This window comes from Stenotrophomonas sp. YJH_SMC_27 (assembly GCF_059369815.1).
The window spans coordinates 57,657-73,965 of record NZ_JCAFTA010000015.1 but is presented as its reverse complement, the minus strand read 5'-3'; the positions used below and the strand labels follow the sequence as shown (position 1 = coordinate 73,965).

At 67.3% G+C, this 16,309-nt stretch carries 16 protein-coding genes and 1 tRNA gene; 11 read left to right on the top strand and 6 right to left on the bottom strand.

The features are described 5' to 3' along the window. Positions 1 to 49: 49 nt before the first annotated feature. Together AC5P7R_RS18845 and AC5P7R_RS18840 are read right to left on the bottom strand one after the other, a co-directional pair. Positions 50 to 529, bottom strand: a complete 480-nt coding sequence (locus AC5P7R_RS18845) for a peroxiredoxin (RefSeq protein WP_019661176.1) — start codon at positions 527 to 529, stop codon at positions 50 to 52. A gap of 79 nt (positions 530 to 608) precedes the next feature. After that, the gene (locus AC5P7R_RS18840; RefSeq protein ID WP_019661177.1) at positions 609 to 1,169 is read right to left on the bottom strand and encodes a glycine cleavage system transcriptional repressor; all 561 of its coding nucleotides are present in this window, start codon (positions 1,167 to 1,169) and stop codon (positions 609 to 611) included. Between the two features lie 164 nt (positions 1,170 to 1,333). On the opposite strand from AC5P7R_RS18840, the gene dapA reads away from it, so the two are divergent. Continuing rightward, positions 1,334 to 2,227, top strand: coding sequence for a 4-hydroxy-tetrahydrodipicolinate synthase (gene dapA, locus AC5P7R_RS18835; RefSeq protein ID WP_019661178.1), 894 nt, complete (start codon positions 1,334 to 1,336; stop codon positions 2,225 to 2,227). Positions 2,228 to 2,259: 32 nt separating this feature from the next. Continuing rightward, positions 2,260 to 2,775, top strand: coding sequence for a hypothetical protein (locus AC5P7R_RS18830; protein WP_019661179.1), 516 nt, complete (start codon positions 2,260 to 2,262; stop codon positions 2,773 to 2,775). A gap of 169 nt (positions 2,776 to 2,944) precedes the next feature. On the opposite strand, the gene fdxA is transcribed toward AC5P7R_RS18830, so the two are convergent. Continuing rightward, positions 2,945 to 3,268 carry a ferredoxin FdxA gene (gene fdxA, locus AC5P7R_RS18825; protein WP_004153066.1) on the bottom strand — a complete coding sequence of 108 codons (324 nt, stop codon included), beginning with the start codon at positions 3,266 to 3,268 and terminating at the stop codon, positions 2,945 to 2,947. A 193-nt stretch (positions 3,269 to 3,461) separates the two neighbouring features. Here fdxA and AC5P7R_RS18820 point away from each other — a divergent pair, with 193 nt between their 5' ends. Then, positions 3,462 to 4,886, top strand: coding sequence for a sugar porter family MFS transporter (locus AC5P7R_RS18820; RefSeq protein ID WP_478436395.1), 1,425 nt, complete (start codon positions 3,462 to 3,464; stop codon positions 4,884 to 4,886). 387 nt (positions 4,887 to 5,273) lie between these two features. Here the strand turns inward: AC5P7R_RS18820 and AC5P7R_RS18815 are convergent. Next, positions 5,274 to 5,348: transfer RNA gene (locus tag AC5P7R_RS18815), tRNA-Glu, on the bottom strand. 52 nt (positions 5,349 to 5,400) lie between these two features. Here AC5P7R_RS18815 and pcnB point away from each other — a divergent pair. From pcnB to AC5P7R_RS18775, 8 genes are all read left to right on the top strand, one after another. Then, the gene (pcnB, locus tag AC5P7R_RS18810; protein ID WP_111098753.1) at positions 5,401 to 6,780 is read left to right on the top strand and encodes a polynucleotide adenylyltransferase PcnB; all 1,380 of its coding nucleotides are present in this window, start codon (positions 5,401 to 5,403) and stop codon (positions 6,778 to 6,780) included. A gap of 3 nt (positions 6,781 to 6,783) precedes the next feature. Then, positions 6,784 to 7,269 carry a 2-amino-4-hydroxy-6-hydroxymethyldihydropteridine diphosphokinase gene (gene folK / locus AC5P7R_RS18805; RefSeq protein WP_111103702.1) on the top strand — a complete coding sequence of 162 codons (486 nt, stop codon included), beginning with the start codon at positions 6,784 to 6,786 and terminating at the stop codon, positions 7,267 to 7,269. Positions 7,270 to 7,303: 34 nt separating this feature from the next. Continuing rightward, entirely contained in the window at positions 7,304 to 8,119 is an 816-nt protein-coding gene (gene panB, locus AC5P7R_RS18800) for a 3-methyl-2-oxobutanoate hydroxymethyltransferase (RefSeq protein ID WP_111103699.1), read from the top strand. Next, entirely contained in the window at positions 8,116 to 8,955 is an 840-nt protein-coding gene (panC, locus tag AC5P7R_RS18795; RefSeq protein WP_207049301.1) for a pantoate--beta-alanine ligase, read from the top strand. Before panB ends, panC begins: the two co-directional genes overlap by 4 nt. A 161-nt stretch (positions 8,956 to 9,116) precedes the next feature. Next, on the top strand, positions 9,117 to 9,497 hold the full coding sequence (gene panD, locus AC5P7R_RS18790; protein WP_005409061.1) for an aspartate 1-decarboxylase: 381 nt from the start codon (positions 9,117 to 9,119) through the stop codon (positions 9,495 to 9,497). Further along, a complete protein-coding gene (gene pgi, locus AC5P7R_RS18785) occupies positions 9,494 to 11,008 on the top strand; it encodes a glucose-6-phosphate isomerase (RefSeq protein ID WP_459389567.1) in 1,515 nt (504 codons plus the stop codon). Before panD ends, pgi begins: the two co-directional genes overlap by 4 nt. 280 nt (positions 11,009 to 11,288) lie before the next feature. Next, positions 11,289 to 11,495: a DUF6229 family protein gene (locus AC5P7R_RS18780; protein ID WP_010484314.1), complete on the top strand. Its 207-nt coding sequence runs from the start codon at positions 11,289 to 11,291 to the stop codon at positions 11,493 to 11,495. A gap of 80 nt (positions 11,496 to 11,575) precedes the next feature. Then, positions 11,576 to 14,473, top strand: a complete 2,898-nt coding sequence (locus AC5P7R_RS18775; protein WP_494533805.1) for a type 2 lanthipeptide synthetase LanM family protein — start codon at positions 11,576 to 11,578, stop codon at positions 14,471 to 14,473. A gap of 21 nt (positions 14,474 to 14,494) precedes the next feature. On the opposite strand, the gene AC5P7R_RS18770 is transcribed toward AC5P7R_RS18775, so the two are convergent. Both AC5P7R_RS18770 and AC5P7R_RS18765 read right to left on the bottom strand, forming a co-directional pair. Beyond that, on the bottom strand, positions 14,495 to 15,058 hold the full coding sequence (locus tag AC5P7R_RS18770) for a response regulator transcription factor (RefSeq protein WP_005409063.1): 564 nt from the start codon (positions 15,056 to 15,058) through the stop codon (positions 14,495 to 14,497). After that, positions 15,055 to 16,281, bottom strand: a complete 1,227-nt coding sequence (locus AC5P7R_RS18765; RefSeq protein WP_308305744.1) for an ATP-binding protein — start codon at positions 16,279 to 16,281, stop codon at positions 15,055 to 15,057. Before AC5P7R_RS18765 ends, AC5P7R_RS18770 begins: the two co-directional genes overlap by 4 nt. Positions 16,282 to 16,309: the final 28 nt, after the last annotated feature.

The window sequence follows — 16,309 nt, the reverse complement described above, 5'->3', positions numbered from 1 at the left end:
ACGGCCTGCAGCGGGGCAGGGTGATGGCAGACACGGTAGGCAGTGGGACTCACTTGGACTGGGAGGCCTTCAGTTCGGCGAGAACGGCATCGGCATGGCCGGCAACCTTGACCTTGCGCCAGGACTGCACGATGCGGCTGTCGGGGGAAATCAGGAAGGTGCTGCGTTCGATGCCACGTACCTGCTTGCCGTACATGTTCTTCATCTTGATCACGTCGAAGGCGCTGCACAGCGCTTCGTCGCCATCGCTGACCAGCGGGAAGTTGAAGCCCTGTTTGGCGCAGAAGTTGTCGTGCGACTTCACCGAATCGCGCGAGACGCCCAGTACCACCGCGCCCGCCTTCCTGAACTTCGGCAGCAGGGCGTTGAAGTCGATGCCTTCGGTGGTGCAGCCCGGCGTGCTGTCCTTGGGATAGAAGTACAGCACCAGCCATTGGCCGGCATAGTCGCCGAGGGTGGCGTGGTCGCCGCCGGACAGGGCCAGCGGCAGGGAGAGGGTAGTGCTGTCCAGGGTGTCGCCGTTGTTCATGAGGTCCTTCTGTCGAGCCTGGGTTCTTGCCATTACAGCTACATGAAACGCCACGCGCGCGTGAGAGACGCGCGAAGAATCAGAACTTCATGGGATCCATGATCGCGTCCAGGTTCAGGTGGTCGCAGAACTCAAGGAAATCGTCGCGCAGCGCGGCAATATGCATGTTGGCCGGCACGCCGATGGTGACCTGTGCGCTGAACATTTCCGCACCGGTCTGCATGGCGCGGTAGCGCGTGCTCTGCAGGTTCTCGATGGTGATGCCCTGGCGGTCGAAGAAATCGGCCAGCTGGAACAGGATGCCCGGCTTGTCGGCGGCGATCACCTCGACGATGTAGGGCAGCAGGTTGGACTGCGCCTGCTTGGCGGCGGTGCGGTACCAGACCAGCTTCAGCCCTTCCTCGCGCTCCAGCCGGGTCAGCATCGCCTCCAGCTTGGCCACCGAGTCCCAGGAGCCGGTGGCCAGGGCGGTGACCGAGACGTCGCGGCCGACCGTGGCCAGCCGTGCGTCCACCAGATTGCAGCCGCTGTCGGCGATGCGGCGGGTGACGGGCAGCAGGGGGGACTCCGGATGCGTCGTGTAGGCGTTGATCAGGAGGTGGTTTTCGCTCGGCGCGGGGCGCGGGGTGGTGTCGGTCAAGGCGATTCCGGGTAATGCATGCGTGAGTCTGAATGCCCGCCAGAGGCGGGGATCCACCGGTGTCCAGCATACTTGCCCGTGCTTTCGCGCCGCAAGTAACATTCAGGTCGCCCCCGGCCTTTCGTGGCGGGCGTTTTCCCTTTCCAGCCAAGAGCAGCACGTCCTTGTCCCTTTCCGGCCTCATCACCGCGCTGGCGACCCCGTTCCGGGCCGACGGCGCCCTCGATCCCGACGGTTGGCAGCGCCTGCTGCACCTGCAACTGGAAGGTGGCGTCCATGGCGTTGTCGTTGCCGGCTCGACCGGCGAAGCGGCAACCCTCACCGATGCCGAGTACGACCTGCTGCTGGCCAGCGCGGTCGAACGCATTGGCGGCCGCATCCCGGTCATGGCCGGCACCGGCCTGTCCGGTACTGCCAAAACCATCGAACAGACCCGTCGTGCGGCCGCGCTTGGCGCCAGCCATGCACTGGTGGTCACCCCGCCTTACGTAAGGCCGACCCAGGCCGGCCTGATTGCCCATTATCGTGCGGTCGCCGACCAGGGCGGGTTGCCGGTCGTGCTGTACAACGTGCCCGGCCGTACCGGTTGCGACATGCAGCCGGAGACCGTGGCCGAACTGGCCAGCCACCCCAACATCGTCGGCATCAAGGAGGCGGTGGGCGACACCGGCCGGGTGCAGGCGCTGCTGGCGCTGCGCAGCCCGAAGTTCGCGGTCCTCAGTGGCGATGACGGCACCGCCGCGCGCTCGATCCGGGCCGGCATCGATGGCCTGATCTCCGTGGGCTCCAACGTGCTTCCGGGTGCCTACCGCCGGATGTGCGAACTGGCCGCCGCGCACGACCATGCAGCCACCGAATCCTGGGACGCGCGCCTGCAGCCGTTCCACGATTTCTGCGGCGTTGAACCGAACCCGATTCCGGTCAAGGCGCTGCTGCGCCGCATCGGTGTCGGCCATGACCTGCGCCTGCCGCTGCTGCCGCTGTCGGCGCCGCACCATGCGGCCGCCGACCACCTTGCCGGCGACATCGCCGCCCTCGAAGCCCTTTCCAGCCACTGACCTTCCGTCTTGGTCTGACCCAGGAGATTCACATGCGTCAATCCGTTTCCACCGTCCGCGTGCTGTCCTATGCCCTGCTTGCTGTGGCGGTCGCTGCCGGCACCACCGGCTGCTTCAAGCGCGGCGTCAAGGGCGACTACGCCCTGGCCCCGGAAATGCGTCCGCTGGAAGTGCCGCCGGACCTGAACCTGCCGGCCACCACCGGCGACAACAAGGTGCCGACCCTTTCCTCGGCGACCAAGCCGGCGGCCCCGGTGGCTGCGGCCCCGGCCGTGGGCAACACGGGTTTCACCATCGCCGGTGGCAAGGATGAGGCCTTCGCCAAGGTCGGCACCGCGCTGGAAGGCGTGGAAGGCGTGACCATCGCCAGCCGCGCGCAGCTGCTGGGCTCGTATGACGTGGCCTACGAAGGCAGCAACTTCCTGGTCCGCGTGGTGGCCGTCGATGCCGGCGCCTACATCTCCGCGGTGGACCCGCGCGGCCTGCCGGCCACGGCCGAAGCGCCGGTAAAGCTGATCGCCGCGCTCAAGGCGAAGCTGGCGCAGTAAGGGCTGGTCGGGTGGATGCGGGCCTTGGTCCGCACCTGCCTTGGGTAGCGCCGGGCCATGCCCGGCGAGCTTGAAGCGCGGCCCAGGATCCGCCGGGCATGGCCCGGCGCTACCGGAAATGGAAAAGGGCGCCCAAGGCGCCCTTTTTCGTTGTCGCAGCAGGCGCTTCTCAGCGTTCCAGCAGCTTCAGCTTGTCCGGCTTGCCATCCCATTCGCCGGCGTCGGCAGGCGGGTCCTTGCGCACGGTCAGCACCGGCCACTCCTTCGCCAGCTCGGCGTTGAGGGCGACGAAGCTCTCCTGGCCGGCAGGAACATCGTCCTCCGGGAAGATCGCGTTGACCGGGCATTCCGGTTCGCACAGGGTGCAGTCGATGCACTCATCCGGATCGATCACCAGGAAGTTCGGGCCTTCGTGGAAGCAATCCACGGGGCACACTTCCACGCAATCGGTGTGTTTGCACTTGATGCAGTTTTCGGTGACGACAAAGGGCATGGGCTGGGGGCGGATCGATTCCTGAACCCGCCAATTCTAGAACAGGTTGGCCCCCAGTGTCGGCGCGGGGCGGAAATCGGGCGCCTGGCAGGCGCGGCCGTGGCGGACATTGGCGGCAGGGCAAGGCCTGTGCGACGCTGCGGGTCAGCCGGCTGCGTCGGATGGCCGGCCTCCCTTCCCAACAGGTTCATCCATGTCCCAGCGCCAACCCGGCATCGCCTCCCACGGCGGCGAAAACACGGCATTCATCGTCCTCATCAGCTGCGTGGCCACCCTCGGTGGATTCCTGTTCGGCTTCGATAGTGGTGTCATCAATGGCACGGTCGACGGCCTTCGCCAGGCCTTCAACTCCAGCGAGGCGGCGCTTGGTTTCGAAGTCGCTTCGATGCTGCTGGGGTGTGCGGTCGGTGCCTTCCTGGCAGGCTGGCTGGGGGATCGCCTGGGCCGCCGAGGCGTGCTGATCGTGTCGGCGCTGATGTTCCTGGTTTCGGCGCTGGGCGCCGGTGCCGCTCACGCTTCCTGGCTGTTCATCGCCGCGCGCGTGCTGGGCGGTTTCGCGGTGGGCGCGGCCAGCGTGATGTCGCCGGCCTACATCGCCGAGGTGGCCTCGGCGCGCTATCGCGGGCGCTTGGCCACGGTGCAGCAGATGGCGATCATCTGCGGCCTGTTCGCCGCCTTCCTCAGCAATTACCTGCTGGCCCGTGCCGCTGGGGCGTCGACCGAGCCGCTATGGCTGGGCCATGAGGCCTGGCGCTGGATGTTCTGGATGCAGGCGCTGCCATCGGGGCTGTTCCTGCTGCTGTTGCTGGTGATTCCCGAAAGCCCGCGCTTCCTGGTCGTGAAGGGGCGCCCGGAGCAGGCGAGGGCGGTGTTGGCGCGGCTGTACGGCGAGGCCGCAGCCACGGCCAAGCAGGCCGAGATCGAGGCGAGCCTGGCCCAGGACCAGCACAAGCCACGCTTCGCCGACCTGCGTGACAAGGTCACCGGCAGGCTGCGCCCGATCCTCTGGGTCGGCATCGGCCTGGCGATGTTCCAGCAGCTGGTCGGCATCAACGTGGTGTTCTACTACGGCGCGGTGCTGTGGCAGGCGGTGGGGTTCTCGGAAAGCGACGCGCTGCTGATCAATGTATTGTCCGGTGCGCTGAGCATCGGTGCCTGCCTGCTGACGGTGCTGCTGATCGACCGCATCGGACGCAAGCCGCTGCTGTGGATCGGCTCGGTCGGCATGTCGGTAGCGCTGGTACTGATGGTGGTCGCGTTCGCCAGTGGCAGTCTCGCCGACGGTCGCCTGCAACTGTCCGACGGCATGGGCCGGCTGGCGCTGGTGGCGGCCAACGCCTATGTGGTGTTCTTCAACATGTCCTGGGGCCCGGTGATGTGGGTGATGCTGGGTGAAATGTTCCCCAACCAGATCCGCGGCCCGGCATTGGCCGTCGCCGGTGCGGCGCAGTGGACGTCGAATTTCGCGATCACCGTGACGTTCCCGATGCTGCTGGCGGGCATCGGCCTGGCCGGGGCCTACGGGATCTATACGGTGGCGGCCATCCTCTCGATCTTCTTCGTGGTCCGCTACGTGCGCGAGACCAAGGGCAAGGAGCTGGAGCAGATGGAAGGCTGACGCTGCCCGGCTTCGGTTGCATTCCGTTGGCGCCTCGGTGTCATCGAGGGCGAAGGCGGGGCAGCCCAATCCGGGACACGCCGTGAACCCATCCATGGGGGCTCGATGGCGCCATCCATGGCGCCAACGGTCCCGGCTTGAGCTGCCCCGCCTTCGCGTCAGGCATTGCGGTTCTGGCGGACGCAGGTCTGCGCGTCGGGATTGAATTGGCTGCGGAGGAGCGAGGCTGTTCGTGCCGCCGTCGCGGGAAACTGTCAGGGTGGCCCACCCACTCCCACGCAGGAACAGGAAGGCGCTACTGCGACCAGGCTGACCGATGCCGATGCAAACCCCGGAAAACAGAAAAGCCCGCACAAGGCGGGCTTTTTCGGTTCCTGCTGCGGCGACTGGCGCTCCCTAGGGGACTCGAACCCCTGTTTTAGCCTTGAGAGGGCCACGTCCTAACCACTAGACGAAGGGAGCGTAACTGTGTCGCTGCCGAGGCAGGAGCGCTAGTATATGCACCTCGATGCCATTGGGCAATCCCGAAACTTCAACCGGAAGCGCCAACATCATTTCCCCTGCTACATCACCGTTCAGCCTGCGCGTCATCCCGCGCGACCAGCACACGATCTCCCGCAAGGACATCAGCCCGAACGCCCTGCGCGTGCTTTATCGCCTGCGCGATGCCGGCTTCGGCGCCTACCTTGTCGGCGGCGCGGTGCGCGATCTGCTGGTCAATGGCCAACCCAAGGATTTCGACGTGGCCACCGACGCCACGCCCGAACAGGTCAAGCAGCTGTTCCGCAACTGCCGACTGATCGGCCGCCGGTTCCGCCTCGCCCACGTTGTGTTCGGCCGCGAAATCATCGAAGTCGCCACCTTCCGCGCCAACAGCGATGACGGCAGCGGCGACCGCGAGATGGAAAACGGCATGCTCGTGCGCGACAACGTGTACGGGACCATCGAAGACGACGCCATCCGCCGCGACTTCACCTGCAACGCCCTGTACTACGCCATCGAGGACTTCTCGGTGCGCGACTACACCGGTGGCTTCGAGGACGTGCAGGCGCGCCTGATGAAGCTGATCGGCGACCCGGTGCAGCGCTACCAGGAAGACCCGGTACGCATGCTGCGAGCGGTGCGCCTGGCGGCCAAGCTCGGCTTCCAGATCGAGGAGGGTACTGCCGCGCCGATCCCGCACCTGGCCGGCCTGCTCAACGAAGCCGCGCCAGCGCGCCTGTTCGAGGAAGTGCTCAAGCTGTTCCTGTCCGGACACGGCGTGGCCAGCTTCGAAGGCCTTGAGCGTTACGGCCTGCTCGACGTGCTGTTCCCGGAAAGCGCCAAGGCGCTGAAAGCCAACCGCACCGGCGCGCTGCGCCGCATGCTGGTCGAGGGCCTGGCCAATACCGATGCGCGGGTGGCCAACGACGAACCGGTCTCGCCGGCGTTCCTGTTCGCGCTGCTGCTGTGGCCGGCGTTCTGCCGTGCACAGGCGACCCTGCTCAAGCAGGGCGTGGCACCGGAAGAGGCGCAGCGCCGCGCCGCCGACCGCGTCACCGTGCAGCAGTTGAGCACCATCGCGCTGCCGCGCCGCTTCTCGCTGCCGATGCAGGAAATCTGGCTGCTGCAGTCGCGCTTCAGCTCGCGCCAGCGCAAGCGCGTGTTCCGCACCCTGACCCATCCGCGCTTCCGTGCCGCGTTCGATTTCCTCAGCCTGCGCCAGGTGGCGTCGTCCGAGCACGCCGCCGATGTCGAGTTCTGGCGCGAAGCGCAGGCGCAGTCCGGGCGTGAGCTGGAGTCGTCGCTGGATGCGATGCACAGCGAAGAAGGCGATGACGAGAGCGGAGCGCCGCGCAAGCGCCGCCGTCGCCGCCGTCGTCCGGGTGCCCCGGCCGGTGCAGCGGGCGAGTAGGCGATGACCCCTGCCTGGATCGGCCTCGGCGCCAACCTCGGCGACGCGGCCGCCACCGTCGGCGCGGCGATTGCCGCGCTGGACGGCCTGCCCGGGACCCGGCTGCGCCAGGCCTCGCGGCTTTACGCAACGCCGGCCTGGGGCAATGAAGACCAGCTGCCGTTCGTCAATGCGGTGGCCTCGGTCGAAACCATCTTGCCGGCCGATGAGCTGCTGCAGGCCATGCTGGCGCTGGAGCAGCGCTTCGGTCGCGTGCGCGATCCGGCAGTGCACTGGGGCCCGCGCGCGCTGGACCTGGACCTGTTGTTGTACGGCGTGCAGGAGCTCGACCAGCCCGGGCTGAAGGTGCCACACCCGTACATGCACGAACGGGCCTTCGTGTTGGTGCCGCTGGCCGAAATCGCGCCGGATCTGGCCATTCCCGGCCACGGCCGCGTGCGGGACGCAGTGGTGCGGGTGGACGCCTGCGGGATTGCCCCGATAGGGTGATAATGCCCGGGTTATCTCCCCCGGTTATCAGCACATGAGCACCCACGCAGACAGCAAGCCCTGGACCGTTCCCGCCCTGGCCGAGGCCAAGCGCAATGGCCAGAAGCTGGTCATGTTGACCGCCTACGACGCCGGCTTCGCCCGCACTTTCGACGCCAATGGCGTTGACCTGATCCTGATCGGCGATTCGCTGGGCATGGTGGTGCAGGGCCATGATTCGACCCTGCCGGTGACCGTGGCCGACATGGTCTACCACACCCGCGCCGTGGCCCGCGTGCTGCAGCGTGCGCTGCTGGTGGCGGACCTGCCCTTCGGCGCCGATGCCACCCCGGAGCGCGCGCTGGATGCCTCGCTGCAGCTGCTGCAGGCCGGTGCCGAGATGGTCAAGATCGAAGGTGCCGGCTTCAAGGTCGACATCATCCGCTACCTGGTCGAGCGCGAGATTCCGGTCTGCGCGCACCTGGGCCTGACCCCGCAATCGGTGCTGCGCCTGGGCGGCTTCAAGATCCAGGGCCGCGGCGATGCCGCGCGCCAGCTGGTGGAAGATGCCAGGGCCGTGGCCGCTGCCGGCGCCAGCATCATGGTGCTTGAGTGCGTGCCGACCCCGGTTGCCGCCGAGGTGACCGCTGCGGTGGAGGTGCCGACCATCGGCATCGGTGCCGGCCCGCACTGCGATGGCCAGGTGCTGGTGCTGCACGATTTCCTCGGCCTGGACAGCGGTCATCGCCGCCCCAAGTTCGTCAAGGATTTCCTTGCCGAAGGCGGCTCGGTGGCCGGTGCCACCCGTGCCTTTGCCGACGCCGTGCGCGACGGCAGTTTCCCCGACGAACAGCACGCCTACGCCCAATGATCCAGACCTTCAACGAGCTCGGCGCGCTGCGCGGGCAGATCGCCCAGTGGAAGCGCGAGGGCCTGCGCGTGGCGCTGGTGCCGACCATGGGCAACCTGCATGGCGGCCATCATTCGCTGGTGACCCTGGCCCGCCAGTACGCCGACAAGGTGGTGGCAAGCATCTTCGTCAACCCGACCCAGTTCGGGCCGAACGAGGATTTCAGCCGCTACCCGCGCACGCCCGAGGCCGATGTGGCCGGGCTGGAACAGGTCGGCTGCGATGCGGTGTGGCTGCCCAGCGTGGAGGCGATGTATCCGCTGGGCGTGGACAAGACCACGCGCATGCACGCGCCGGGTGTCAGTGAAGTGCTTGAAGGTGCCAGTCGCCCGGGTCACTTTGACGGCGTGTGCACGGTGGTAGCGCGCCTGTTCCTGCAGGTGCAGCCTGACGTGGCCGTGTTCGGCCGCAAGGACTACCAGCAGCTGGCTGTCATCAGGCAGATGGTGGCCGAACTGTCGTTCCCGATCCAGATCGTCGGTGCCGAGATCGTGCGTGACGAGGATGGCCTGGCCAAGAGTTCGCGCAACCAGTACCTGAGCGCGGAACAGCGCCCGGTCGCGACCGCCATTCACCGCACCCTGCTGGGCATGCGCGAGGGCTACGTGGCCGGTCACCCGCGCGAACGCATCGAGGCCGATGCCACCGCCGCACTGCAGGCGGCCGGTTTCCAGGTCGACTATGCGGTGCTGCGCACCCCGGAGCTGGCCGAGCCGACGTTCGATGGCGGTGGCCGCGTAGCGCTGATCGCCGCGCGCCTGGGTACGACCCGGCTGATCGACAACCTGGAATTCTGAGTTCCGGCGGCGCCGCGCGATGCATGGGGTCAGATGCCTTTTCCAGGGGAAAGGGTTCTGACCCCCGGTTTCACCGCCTACCTGAACAGGTTGCCGGCCGTGATGCCCCGCGCTGTGCGGGTGCTAGAATCCGCTCTTTCCTTTGCCGTTGCAGCGCCCCCATGCACCTGTCCCTGCTCAAGACCAAGATCCATCGCGCCACCGTCACCCATTCCGAGCTGAACTACGAAGGCTCGATCGCCATCGATGACAACCTGCTGGCTGCCACCGGCATCCGCGAGTTCGAGCAGGTGCACATCTGGGACGTGACCAACGGTGCGCGCTTCTCGACCTATGCCATCCGCGCCGAAGCCGGCAGCGGCGTTGTCTCGCTCAACGGTGGCGCCGCGCGCCACGTGCAGGTCGGTGACATCATCATCATCGCCGCGTTCGCCAGCATGACCGAGCAGGAAGCCGACAGCTTCAAGCCGAAGCTGGTGTACGTTGATGGCAAGAACCAGATCACCCACACCAACGACACGATCCCGACCCAGGCCGCATGACAACGAACAACGGATTCGACTCGCTGCATTCCCACGCCCAGCGCCTGAAGGGCGCAAGCATTCCCAGCCTGCTCGCCGCCGAACCCGGCCGCGTGCAGGATCTGGCGCTGCGGGTCGGTCCGTTGTACGTCAACTTCGCGCGGCAGAAATACGATGCCGCCGCGCTGCAGGCGTTGCTGGCGCTGGCTGCCGAACGTGATGTCGGCGGCGCCATCACGCGCCTGTTCCGTGGCGAGCAGGTCAATCTGACCGAGGGTCGCGCCGCACTGCACACCGCATTGCGCGGCGACGTGGTCGATGCACCGGTTGCCGCTGAGGCCTATGCCACCGCGCGCGAGATCCGCCAGCGCATGGGCGTGCTGGTGCGCGCGCTGGAAGACAGCGGCGTAACCGACGTGGTCAGTGTCGGCATCGGTGGTTCCGACCTCGGTCCGCGCCTGGTCGTCGATGCGCTGCGTCCGGTCAGCGGTGCGCGCCTGCGCGTGCATTTCGTGTCGAACGTGGACGGCGCCGCCATGCAGCGCACGCTGGCCACGCTGGATCCGGCGAAGACCGCGGGCATCCTGATTTCCAAGACCTTCGGCACGCAGGAAACCCTGCTCAACGGCCAGATCCTGCACGACTGGCTGGGGGGCAGTGAGCGCCTGTATGCCGTCAGCGCCAATCCGGAACGCGCGGCCAAGGCTTTCGCGATCGCCGCCGATCACGTGCTGCCGATGTGGGACTGGGTCGGTGGCCGTTATTCGCTGTGGTCGGCCGTGGGTTTCCCGATCGCGCTGGCCATCGGTTTCGAGCGCTTCGAGCAGCTGCTGGAAGGCGCCGCGCAGATGGATGCGCATGCGCTGGATGCACCGCTGGAGCGCAACCTGCCGGTGCTGCACGGCCTGACCGACATCTGGAACCGCAACCTGCTGGGCCATGCCACGCACGCGGTGATGACCTACGACCAGCGCCTGGCGCTGCTGCCGGCCTACCTGCAGCAGCTGGTGATGGAAAGCCTGGGCAAGCGCGTACAGCGTGACGGACAGCCGGTCACCACCGACACCGTGCCGGTGTGGTGGGGCGGGGCGGGCACCGACGTGCAGCACAGCTTCTTCCAGGCGCTGCACCAGGGCACCAGCATCGTTCCGGCCGACTTCATCGGCTGCGTGCACAGCGACGATCCCTACACGATCAATCATCAGGCCCTGCTGGCCAACCTGCTGGCGCAGACCGAAGCACTGGCCAATGGCCAGAGCAGCGACGACCCGCACCGCGATTACCCCGGGGGCCGCCCGAGCACGCTGATCCTGCTCGACGCACTGACCCCGCAGGCGCTGGGCGCACTGATCGCCATGTACGAACACGCTGTGTACGTGCAGTCGGTGATCTGGAACATCAATGCCTTCGACCAGTTCGGTGTCGAGCTTGGCAAGCAGCTGGCCAGTGGCCTGTTGCCGGCGCTGCAGGGTGAGGGTGTGGCGATTGCCGATCCGATGACCCGCGAGATACTGGCGCAGCTGAAGCGCTGAGCCCGGTCGTGGATGCGCCGGCGACAGGCCGGCCATCCCGTGCCTTCCGTTCCTGCCATTCCGGGGCCCTGCGGCGTTGCCCATGCAACGTATTCGCGTGCCTGCGGCAGCGCAGCTTGACTACGCATGGCGTGCCAATGCAGTGTGCATGGGCGGCTGTACCTGTCATCCAGTATCGCTCGCAGCATGATGTTGATGCCAGGGACTGGCCGTATCCGAAGGGACGTGGAATCGATTCATGTCCTCAACGCCTCATGTTGTGAATGACAGGAGATTGCGAATGGATCTGAATGACGACGTTGTGTCCGGCTGGCTCAATGGCTCGGACGATGTGGATGGGTGCGCCAACCCTGCGGGTTCGCTGTTCATCTACGGTGCGGCAGCCACCGAAGCGGCCCTCACCGGGGCTTCGGACACCATGATCACCGGTGGCACCAACGAGTGCACCACCACGGTATCGGTGATCAACCACTGCCTGTGTTGCTGATGTAGCCCGTGCCGGCACGCAGAGGCATGCAGCTGCGTGCCGGCGACTGGAACAGACTCTTGAATCTCGCAGGGGGCGTAATGACCGCTTCTCCGGCTGCGGCCGCGTTTGCGCGCATCACCGAACATTTCCTTGCCCAGGCGCGCGCTGCGCTGGCTGCCGGCCTGCATGATCCCGCCATTGCCCTGCAGCCCGGCGAACGTGCGCTGCTGCATTCGCAGGGCGAGGCGGCGCTGCATGAGCATGCCCAGCTCAAGCTCAACCGCGTGCTCCTGCTGGAGCTGCACGCCGCTGCACGCAGCGGTGACATCGGCCCGCTTGACAGTGCTGGTGCGCTGGACGAATTCGTTGCCCTGGCCACGAGCGAGGGCTTCCGCGCGCATCTGCAGCAACGTTATCCGGTACTGCTGCCGCGCCTGACGCGCATGCTCGAAGGACAATGCGCGGCCGTGGTGGAGCTCGCTGCACGCATCGGCAGTGATCGTGTTGCGTTGGCCGAGTTGCTGGGTGCGCCGGCGGGCACGCTGCATGCCGTTGCATTGGGCCGCGGTGACCTGCACGGTGGCGGCCGCACCGTGGCACGGCTGCAGTTCGAAGGCGGCACGGTGATGTACAAGCCACGCTCATTGCGCATCGATGCCACGCTCGATGGCCTGTTGTCCGCGGTCTTCGGTGATGCCCCTGACCGCGTGCGCGTGCCGAAGGTGATCGATCGTGGCAGCCACGGCTGGGCTGCATTCGCCGCGCATCGCTATTGTTCCGGCGAGGCTGAACTGCGGTGCTATTACCGCGGCCTCGGCCACTGGCTGGCCATCCTGCGCCTGATCGGTGGCACCGACATCCATCTGGAGAATCTGATCGCGGTCGGGCCGGTGCCGGTGGTGGTCGACGCCGAAAGCGTGTTCTGCCGGGTAATCGAAATCGAGCCATCAGGGCTTGGCGATGCGTACGACACCGCCGTCAAGCTGATGCGCAATTCAGTGCTGCGTACCGGAATCGTGCCGTTCCGTACTGCCGGCCTGGGCATGGAGGGCGTGGACCTGTCTGCAGCCGGCGCGCTGCCCGGCGAGCAGCCACGGGTGCAGGTGCCGGTGATCGTCGACGACGGGACGGAACCGGCCCGGTTGGGCATGGTCGAGGCCGAGGTCTCCATTGCGCAGAACCATCCCAGCGCACAGCCCGATGTGTCGTTGTACTGGGACCACATCAGCGAGGGCTTCATCGACGCCAGTGGGCGTCTGCGCGCGCTGGACGCGAACGGCGAACTGATGCCGCTGCTGACGGCCTTCGAAGGCTGCCAGGTGCGGGATGTACGGCGGCCGACAATGGCCTACGCCGAGCTCGGGCGGATGCTCTGGCATCCAGCATCGCTTCACAACGAAGCTCGGGCGGTTGAGCGCGCGATCGACCTGCTGGTGCGGAATGCGGCGGTGTCGCCCGCTGCGCCATCGGACCTGGAAACCGTACGCGGAGAGGTCGATGACCTGCGCCACGGTGACATTCCGATCTTCGCATCGCAGCTGGACGCGGCGCGTATCCACTCCGTCGTCGCCAACTGGCGCGCGATGCGGATCGACCTGGAAGACGTGACGATCCGCAGCACGCTGGTCGCCACCGACCTGAACCAGCATGCACTGGCCCGAGCCGAGGCCCGGTCCGGCTACAGCTATGCAGCACGGCATCCGCGCGCAGACGATCTGGACGCACGCCGTCGCACGCTGGCCACGCGCGCGGTGGAAAGCCTGCTGCGGCTGGCGGTGCACGGCGAAGACGGCTCGATGACCTGGATCACACCTGAAGTGACGCGTACCGGATGGACCGTCCAGCCGGTGCAGCCAGACCTGTACTTCGGGCTGGGCGGCATCGCTTTCGCACTGGCAGCCTATCGCCACGAAGTGGAGCAGGGGCGTGCCGATCCGGTGGCCGGGCTGGATCCGGCCATCGAGGGCGCCCTTGCGGTGTTCCAGACCCTGTGCGAGCGGCACCCCGCCGAAATTGACGGTGGATTCGTCGGAACCGGTTCGCAAATGTGGGCATTGCTGGCATTGCACGACCTGTTGCAGCGACCGGCGCTGCTGGCGCTGGCAGAGCGCTGCGCGGAAGCCGCGGAGCATCGCGGTTTCCAGCAGGCGGCAAAGTTCGAACTGATTGATGGTGTGTCCGGCATGATCCTGCCGTTGCTGGCGCTGGCTGAAGCCACCGGCAACGCACGCTGGCTGGAACTGGCGGCCGCAGCGGGACGCCGCATGCAGGACGCTGCGATTGTCGACGCAGACGGTACGCGCTGGCCGACGCCACAGTTCAGCGAGCCGATCGGTGGTTTTGGCCACGGTGCGATGGGCATGGGCTGGGCGCTGGCACGACTGGCCCGCTCCGAGGCTGGCAGCGGGCCCGAGCGGGCCGCATGGCGGCGGCTGGCCGAAGGAGCATTTGCATTCCAGGCAGCCCTGTTCGAGCCACATACCGGGCACTGGCGGGACATCCACCTGCAGGATGGGCAGAAGAACTTCCCGACCTGGTGCCACGGCAGCGTGGGCATCGGCCTGGCGGCGGCGGACCTGTATGCCCGCACCGGTGATGCCGCGCAATTGCGCGACATGCGTCGCGCCGTGGCCGATGCGCGCGGCAAATGGGGGTTCAGCCACACCCTGTGCCATGGCGATGTGTCCACCCGGGAACTGCTGGTGCTGGCCGCTGCGCTGGATCCGGCAGGGTGTCCCTATCCGCAGGACGAGGCCGCCATCGAGATCATTTCTTCGATCGAGGAGCACCAGGGGATGGTTGGCGGCCTCACCCGCGCGGCCTTTACCCCGGGCCTGATGATCGGCCTGGCGGGTTCGATCTACGGCTTCCTGCGCATGCATCCGGCCTGCGTACTGCCATCGCCGCTGCTGCAGGAGACGATGGCCACGCGGGCCGATGCGTGTGCGGTGCGCTCCAGCGCCGCGCAGGACCGGCCGGCGCTGGTCGAGGCCTGAGCCGGACCGGTCCGTCAGCGATCAACGGCTCGGATCGCGTTCCGGGCTCGGCCGCTTTGCCAGCTTGCGCTGCAGCGAACGCCGGTGCATGCCGAGCAGGCGCGCCGCTGCGGACACGTTGCCGCCGGTCTCGTGCATCGCCTGCTGGATGTGTTCCCACTGCAGGCGGCTGATCGGCGTCATCGCGTCCGGCACTTCCATTTCGCCATCGTCGGCCGGGCCGTCGTCCTCTTCACCGAGGGCGCGCAGGATCATCGGCACCGTGGCCGGCTTCGGCAGGTAATCATCCGCGCCCAGCTTGATCGCCTCCACTGCGGTGGCGATGCTGGCATAGCCGGTCACCAGCAGGATGCGCATGTCCGCGCGCAGTGCGCGCAGCGGCTGGATCAGCGCCAGGCCGGAATCGCTGCCCAGCTTCAGGTCGATCAGCGCGAACGCCGGCGGATGCTGGCGGGCCAGTGCCAGGGCACTGGCGGCATCCTGTGCGGTCTGTGTTTCCAGGCCCTTGCGGGCCAGGCTGCGCTGCAGGGTGCGCAGGTACAGCTCGTCGTCGTCGACCAGCAGACCAAGGGTTGAGGCGCTCATGGGGTTTCCTCGCGTGGGGCCAGCGGCAGGCGGAAGCCGACGCGGCTGCCGGCCCCCTGGGCCGGGCGCATCCACATCTCGCCGTCGAGGCGTTCGATGGTGGCATGGGACAGGGCCAGGCCGACGCCCATGCCCTCGCTCTTGCTGCTGCCGAACAGCTTGCCCGGCAGCACGGCGGCACGGGCGTCGAAACCATGGCCGTAGTCGCGTACTTCGCCGATCAGGTCGTCGCCCTCGATGCGCAGGTCCAGGTCCACGCGCGGCCGGCCGGCCTTCTCGCCGGCATCGGCGGCATTGTTGAGCAGGACCATCAACAGATGGCCTACGCCCGGGTCGAGCGGCAGCCGCAGCGGCGCATCGTCATTGCGGTGCAGGTCGATGGTCGGCCGCACCAGGCGCCACTGTTCCAGTACCTGCTGGGCGCTGGAGTGGCTGCGGCCCGGTGCGTCGGCCGAGGCCGGTGCGGCGAGCGCCAGCACGCGTTCCCGGCACTGCACCAGCAGTTCGCGCAGGGTCTCCATGTCTTCGCGCACTTCGGGCTCTTCGCTGCGCTCGGCGACGTCATCGGCAAGCAGGGTCATGGTCGCCAGCGGCGTGTTCAGTTCATGCGCCACGGAGGCGGCATGGGTGGCCAGGGCGACGATGCCTTCGTTGCGGGCGAAGCGTTCCCTGAGTGCCGACAGTTCCAGTTCGCGCTGTCGCAGCGCCAGCGCCAGGCGGGTGGAGAAGGTCAGCACGACCGCTGCGGAAATGAGGAAGTTGGCGACCACGCCCCAACGGTTGAGGTCCTGCGCGCGGAAATAGCCGTCCGGCAGCGGCTGGCCGAAGATGCCGCTGGCGGCGTAGCCGAGCAGGCAGGCCAGGGCCACTGCCAGTGCCCAGCGCAGGGGCAGGGCGAAGGCGGCCAGCGCGATCAGGATCAGGAACAGTGAACTGAACGGGTTGGCCATGCCGCCGCTCCAGCCCACCATCCAGGTCAGGATGATCACGTCCACCAGGATATGGCCGAATGCGGTCAGCGGGGCGGTGTCGGCCGCTTCCGGGCGCAGCTGGGTGTAGATGTTGAACAAGGTGAGCACGGCCACGCCGGCCCATAGTGGCAGCTGGGGCAACGGCAGGCCCAGCACCCAGCTGGCGACCAGGATGGTGGCGGCCTGGCCGCCTACGGCAAGCCAGCGCAGGCTGCACAGGGTACGGAGGAACGGGGCGTCGGGACCGGTCATTCATGCTCATCGTATGCGTTCACGGGCG

What these genes read in the sequence shown, in the direction of transcription:
- AC5P7R_RS18845 (WP_019661176.1), bottom strand. Translation starts at nt 529, where the DNA reads ATGAACAACGGCGACACCCTGGACAGCACTACCCTCTCCCTGCCGCTG.
- AC5P7R_RS18830 (WP_019661179.1), top strand. Translation starts at nt 2,260, where the DNA reads ATGCGTCAATCCGTTTCCACCGTCCGCGTGCTGTCCTATGCCCTGCTT.
- fdxA (WP_004153066.1), bottom strand. Translation starts at nt 3,268, where the DNA reads ATGCCCTTTGTCGTCACCGAAAACTGCATCAAGTGCAAACACACCGAT.
- AC5P7R_RS18820 (WP_478436395.1), top strand. Translation starts at nt 3,462, where the DNA reads ATGTCCCAGCGCCAACCCGGCATCGCCTCCCACGGCGGCGAAAACACG.
- folK (WP_111103702.1), top strand. Translation starts at nt 6,784, where the DNA reads ATGACCCCTGCCTGGATCGGCCTCGGCGCCAACCTCGGCGACGCGGCC.
- panB (WP_111103699.1), top strand. Translation starts at nt 7,304, where the DNA reads ATGAGCACCCACGCAGACAGCAAGCCCTGGACCGTTCCCGCCCTGGCC.
- panC (WP_207049301.1), top strand. Translation starts at nt 8,116, where the DNA reads ATGATCCAGACCTTCAACGAGCTCGGCGCGCTGCGCGGGCAGATCGCC.
- panD (WP_005409061.1), top strand. Translation starts at nt 9,117, where the DNA reads ATGCACCTGTCCCTGCTCAAGACCAAGATCCATCGCGCCACCGTCACC.
- pgi (WP_459389567.1), top strand. Translation starts at nt 9,494, where the DNA reads ATGACAACGAACAACGGATTCGACTCGCTGCATTCCCACGCCCAGCGC.
- AC5P7R_RS18780 (WP_010484314.1), top strand. Translation starts at nt 11,289, where the DNA reads ATGGATCTGAATGACGACGTTGTGTCCGGCTGGCTCAATGGCTCGGAC.
- AC5P7R_RS18775 (WP_494533805.1), top strand. Translation starts at nt 11,576, where the DNA reads ATGACCGCTTCTCCGGCTGCGGCCGCGTTTGCGCGCATCACCGAACAT.
- AC5P7R_RS18770 (WP_005409063.1), bottom strand. Translation starts at nt 15,058, where the DNA reads ATGAGCGCCTCAACCCTTGGTCTGCTGGTCGACGACGACGAGCTGTAC.
- AC5P7R_RS18765 (WP_308305744.1), bottom strand. Translation starts at nt 16,281, where the DNA reads ATGACCGGTCCCGACGCCCCGTTCCTCCGTACCCTGTGCAGCCTGCGC.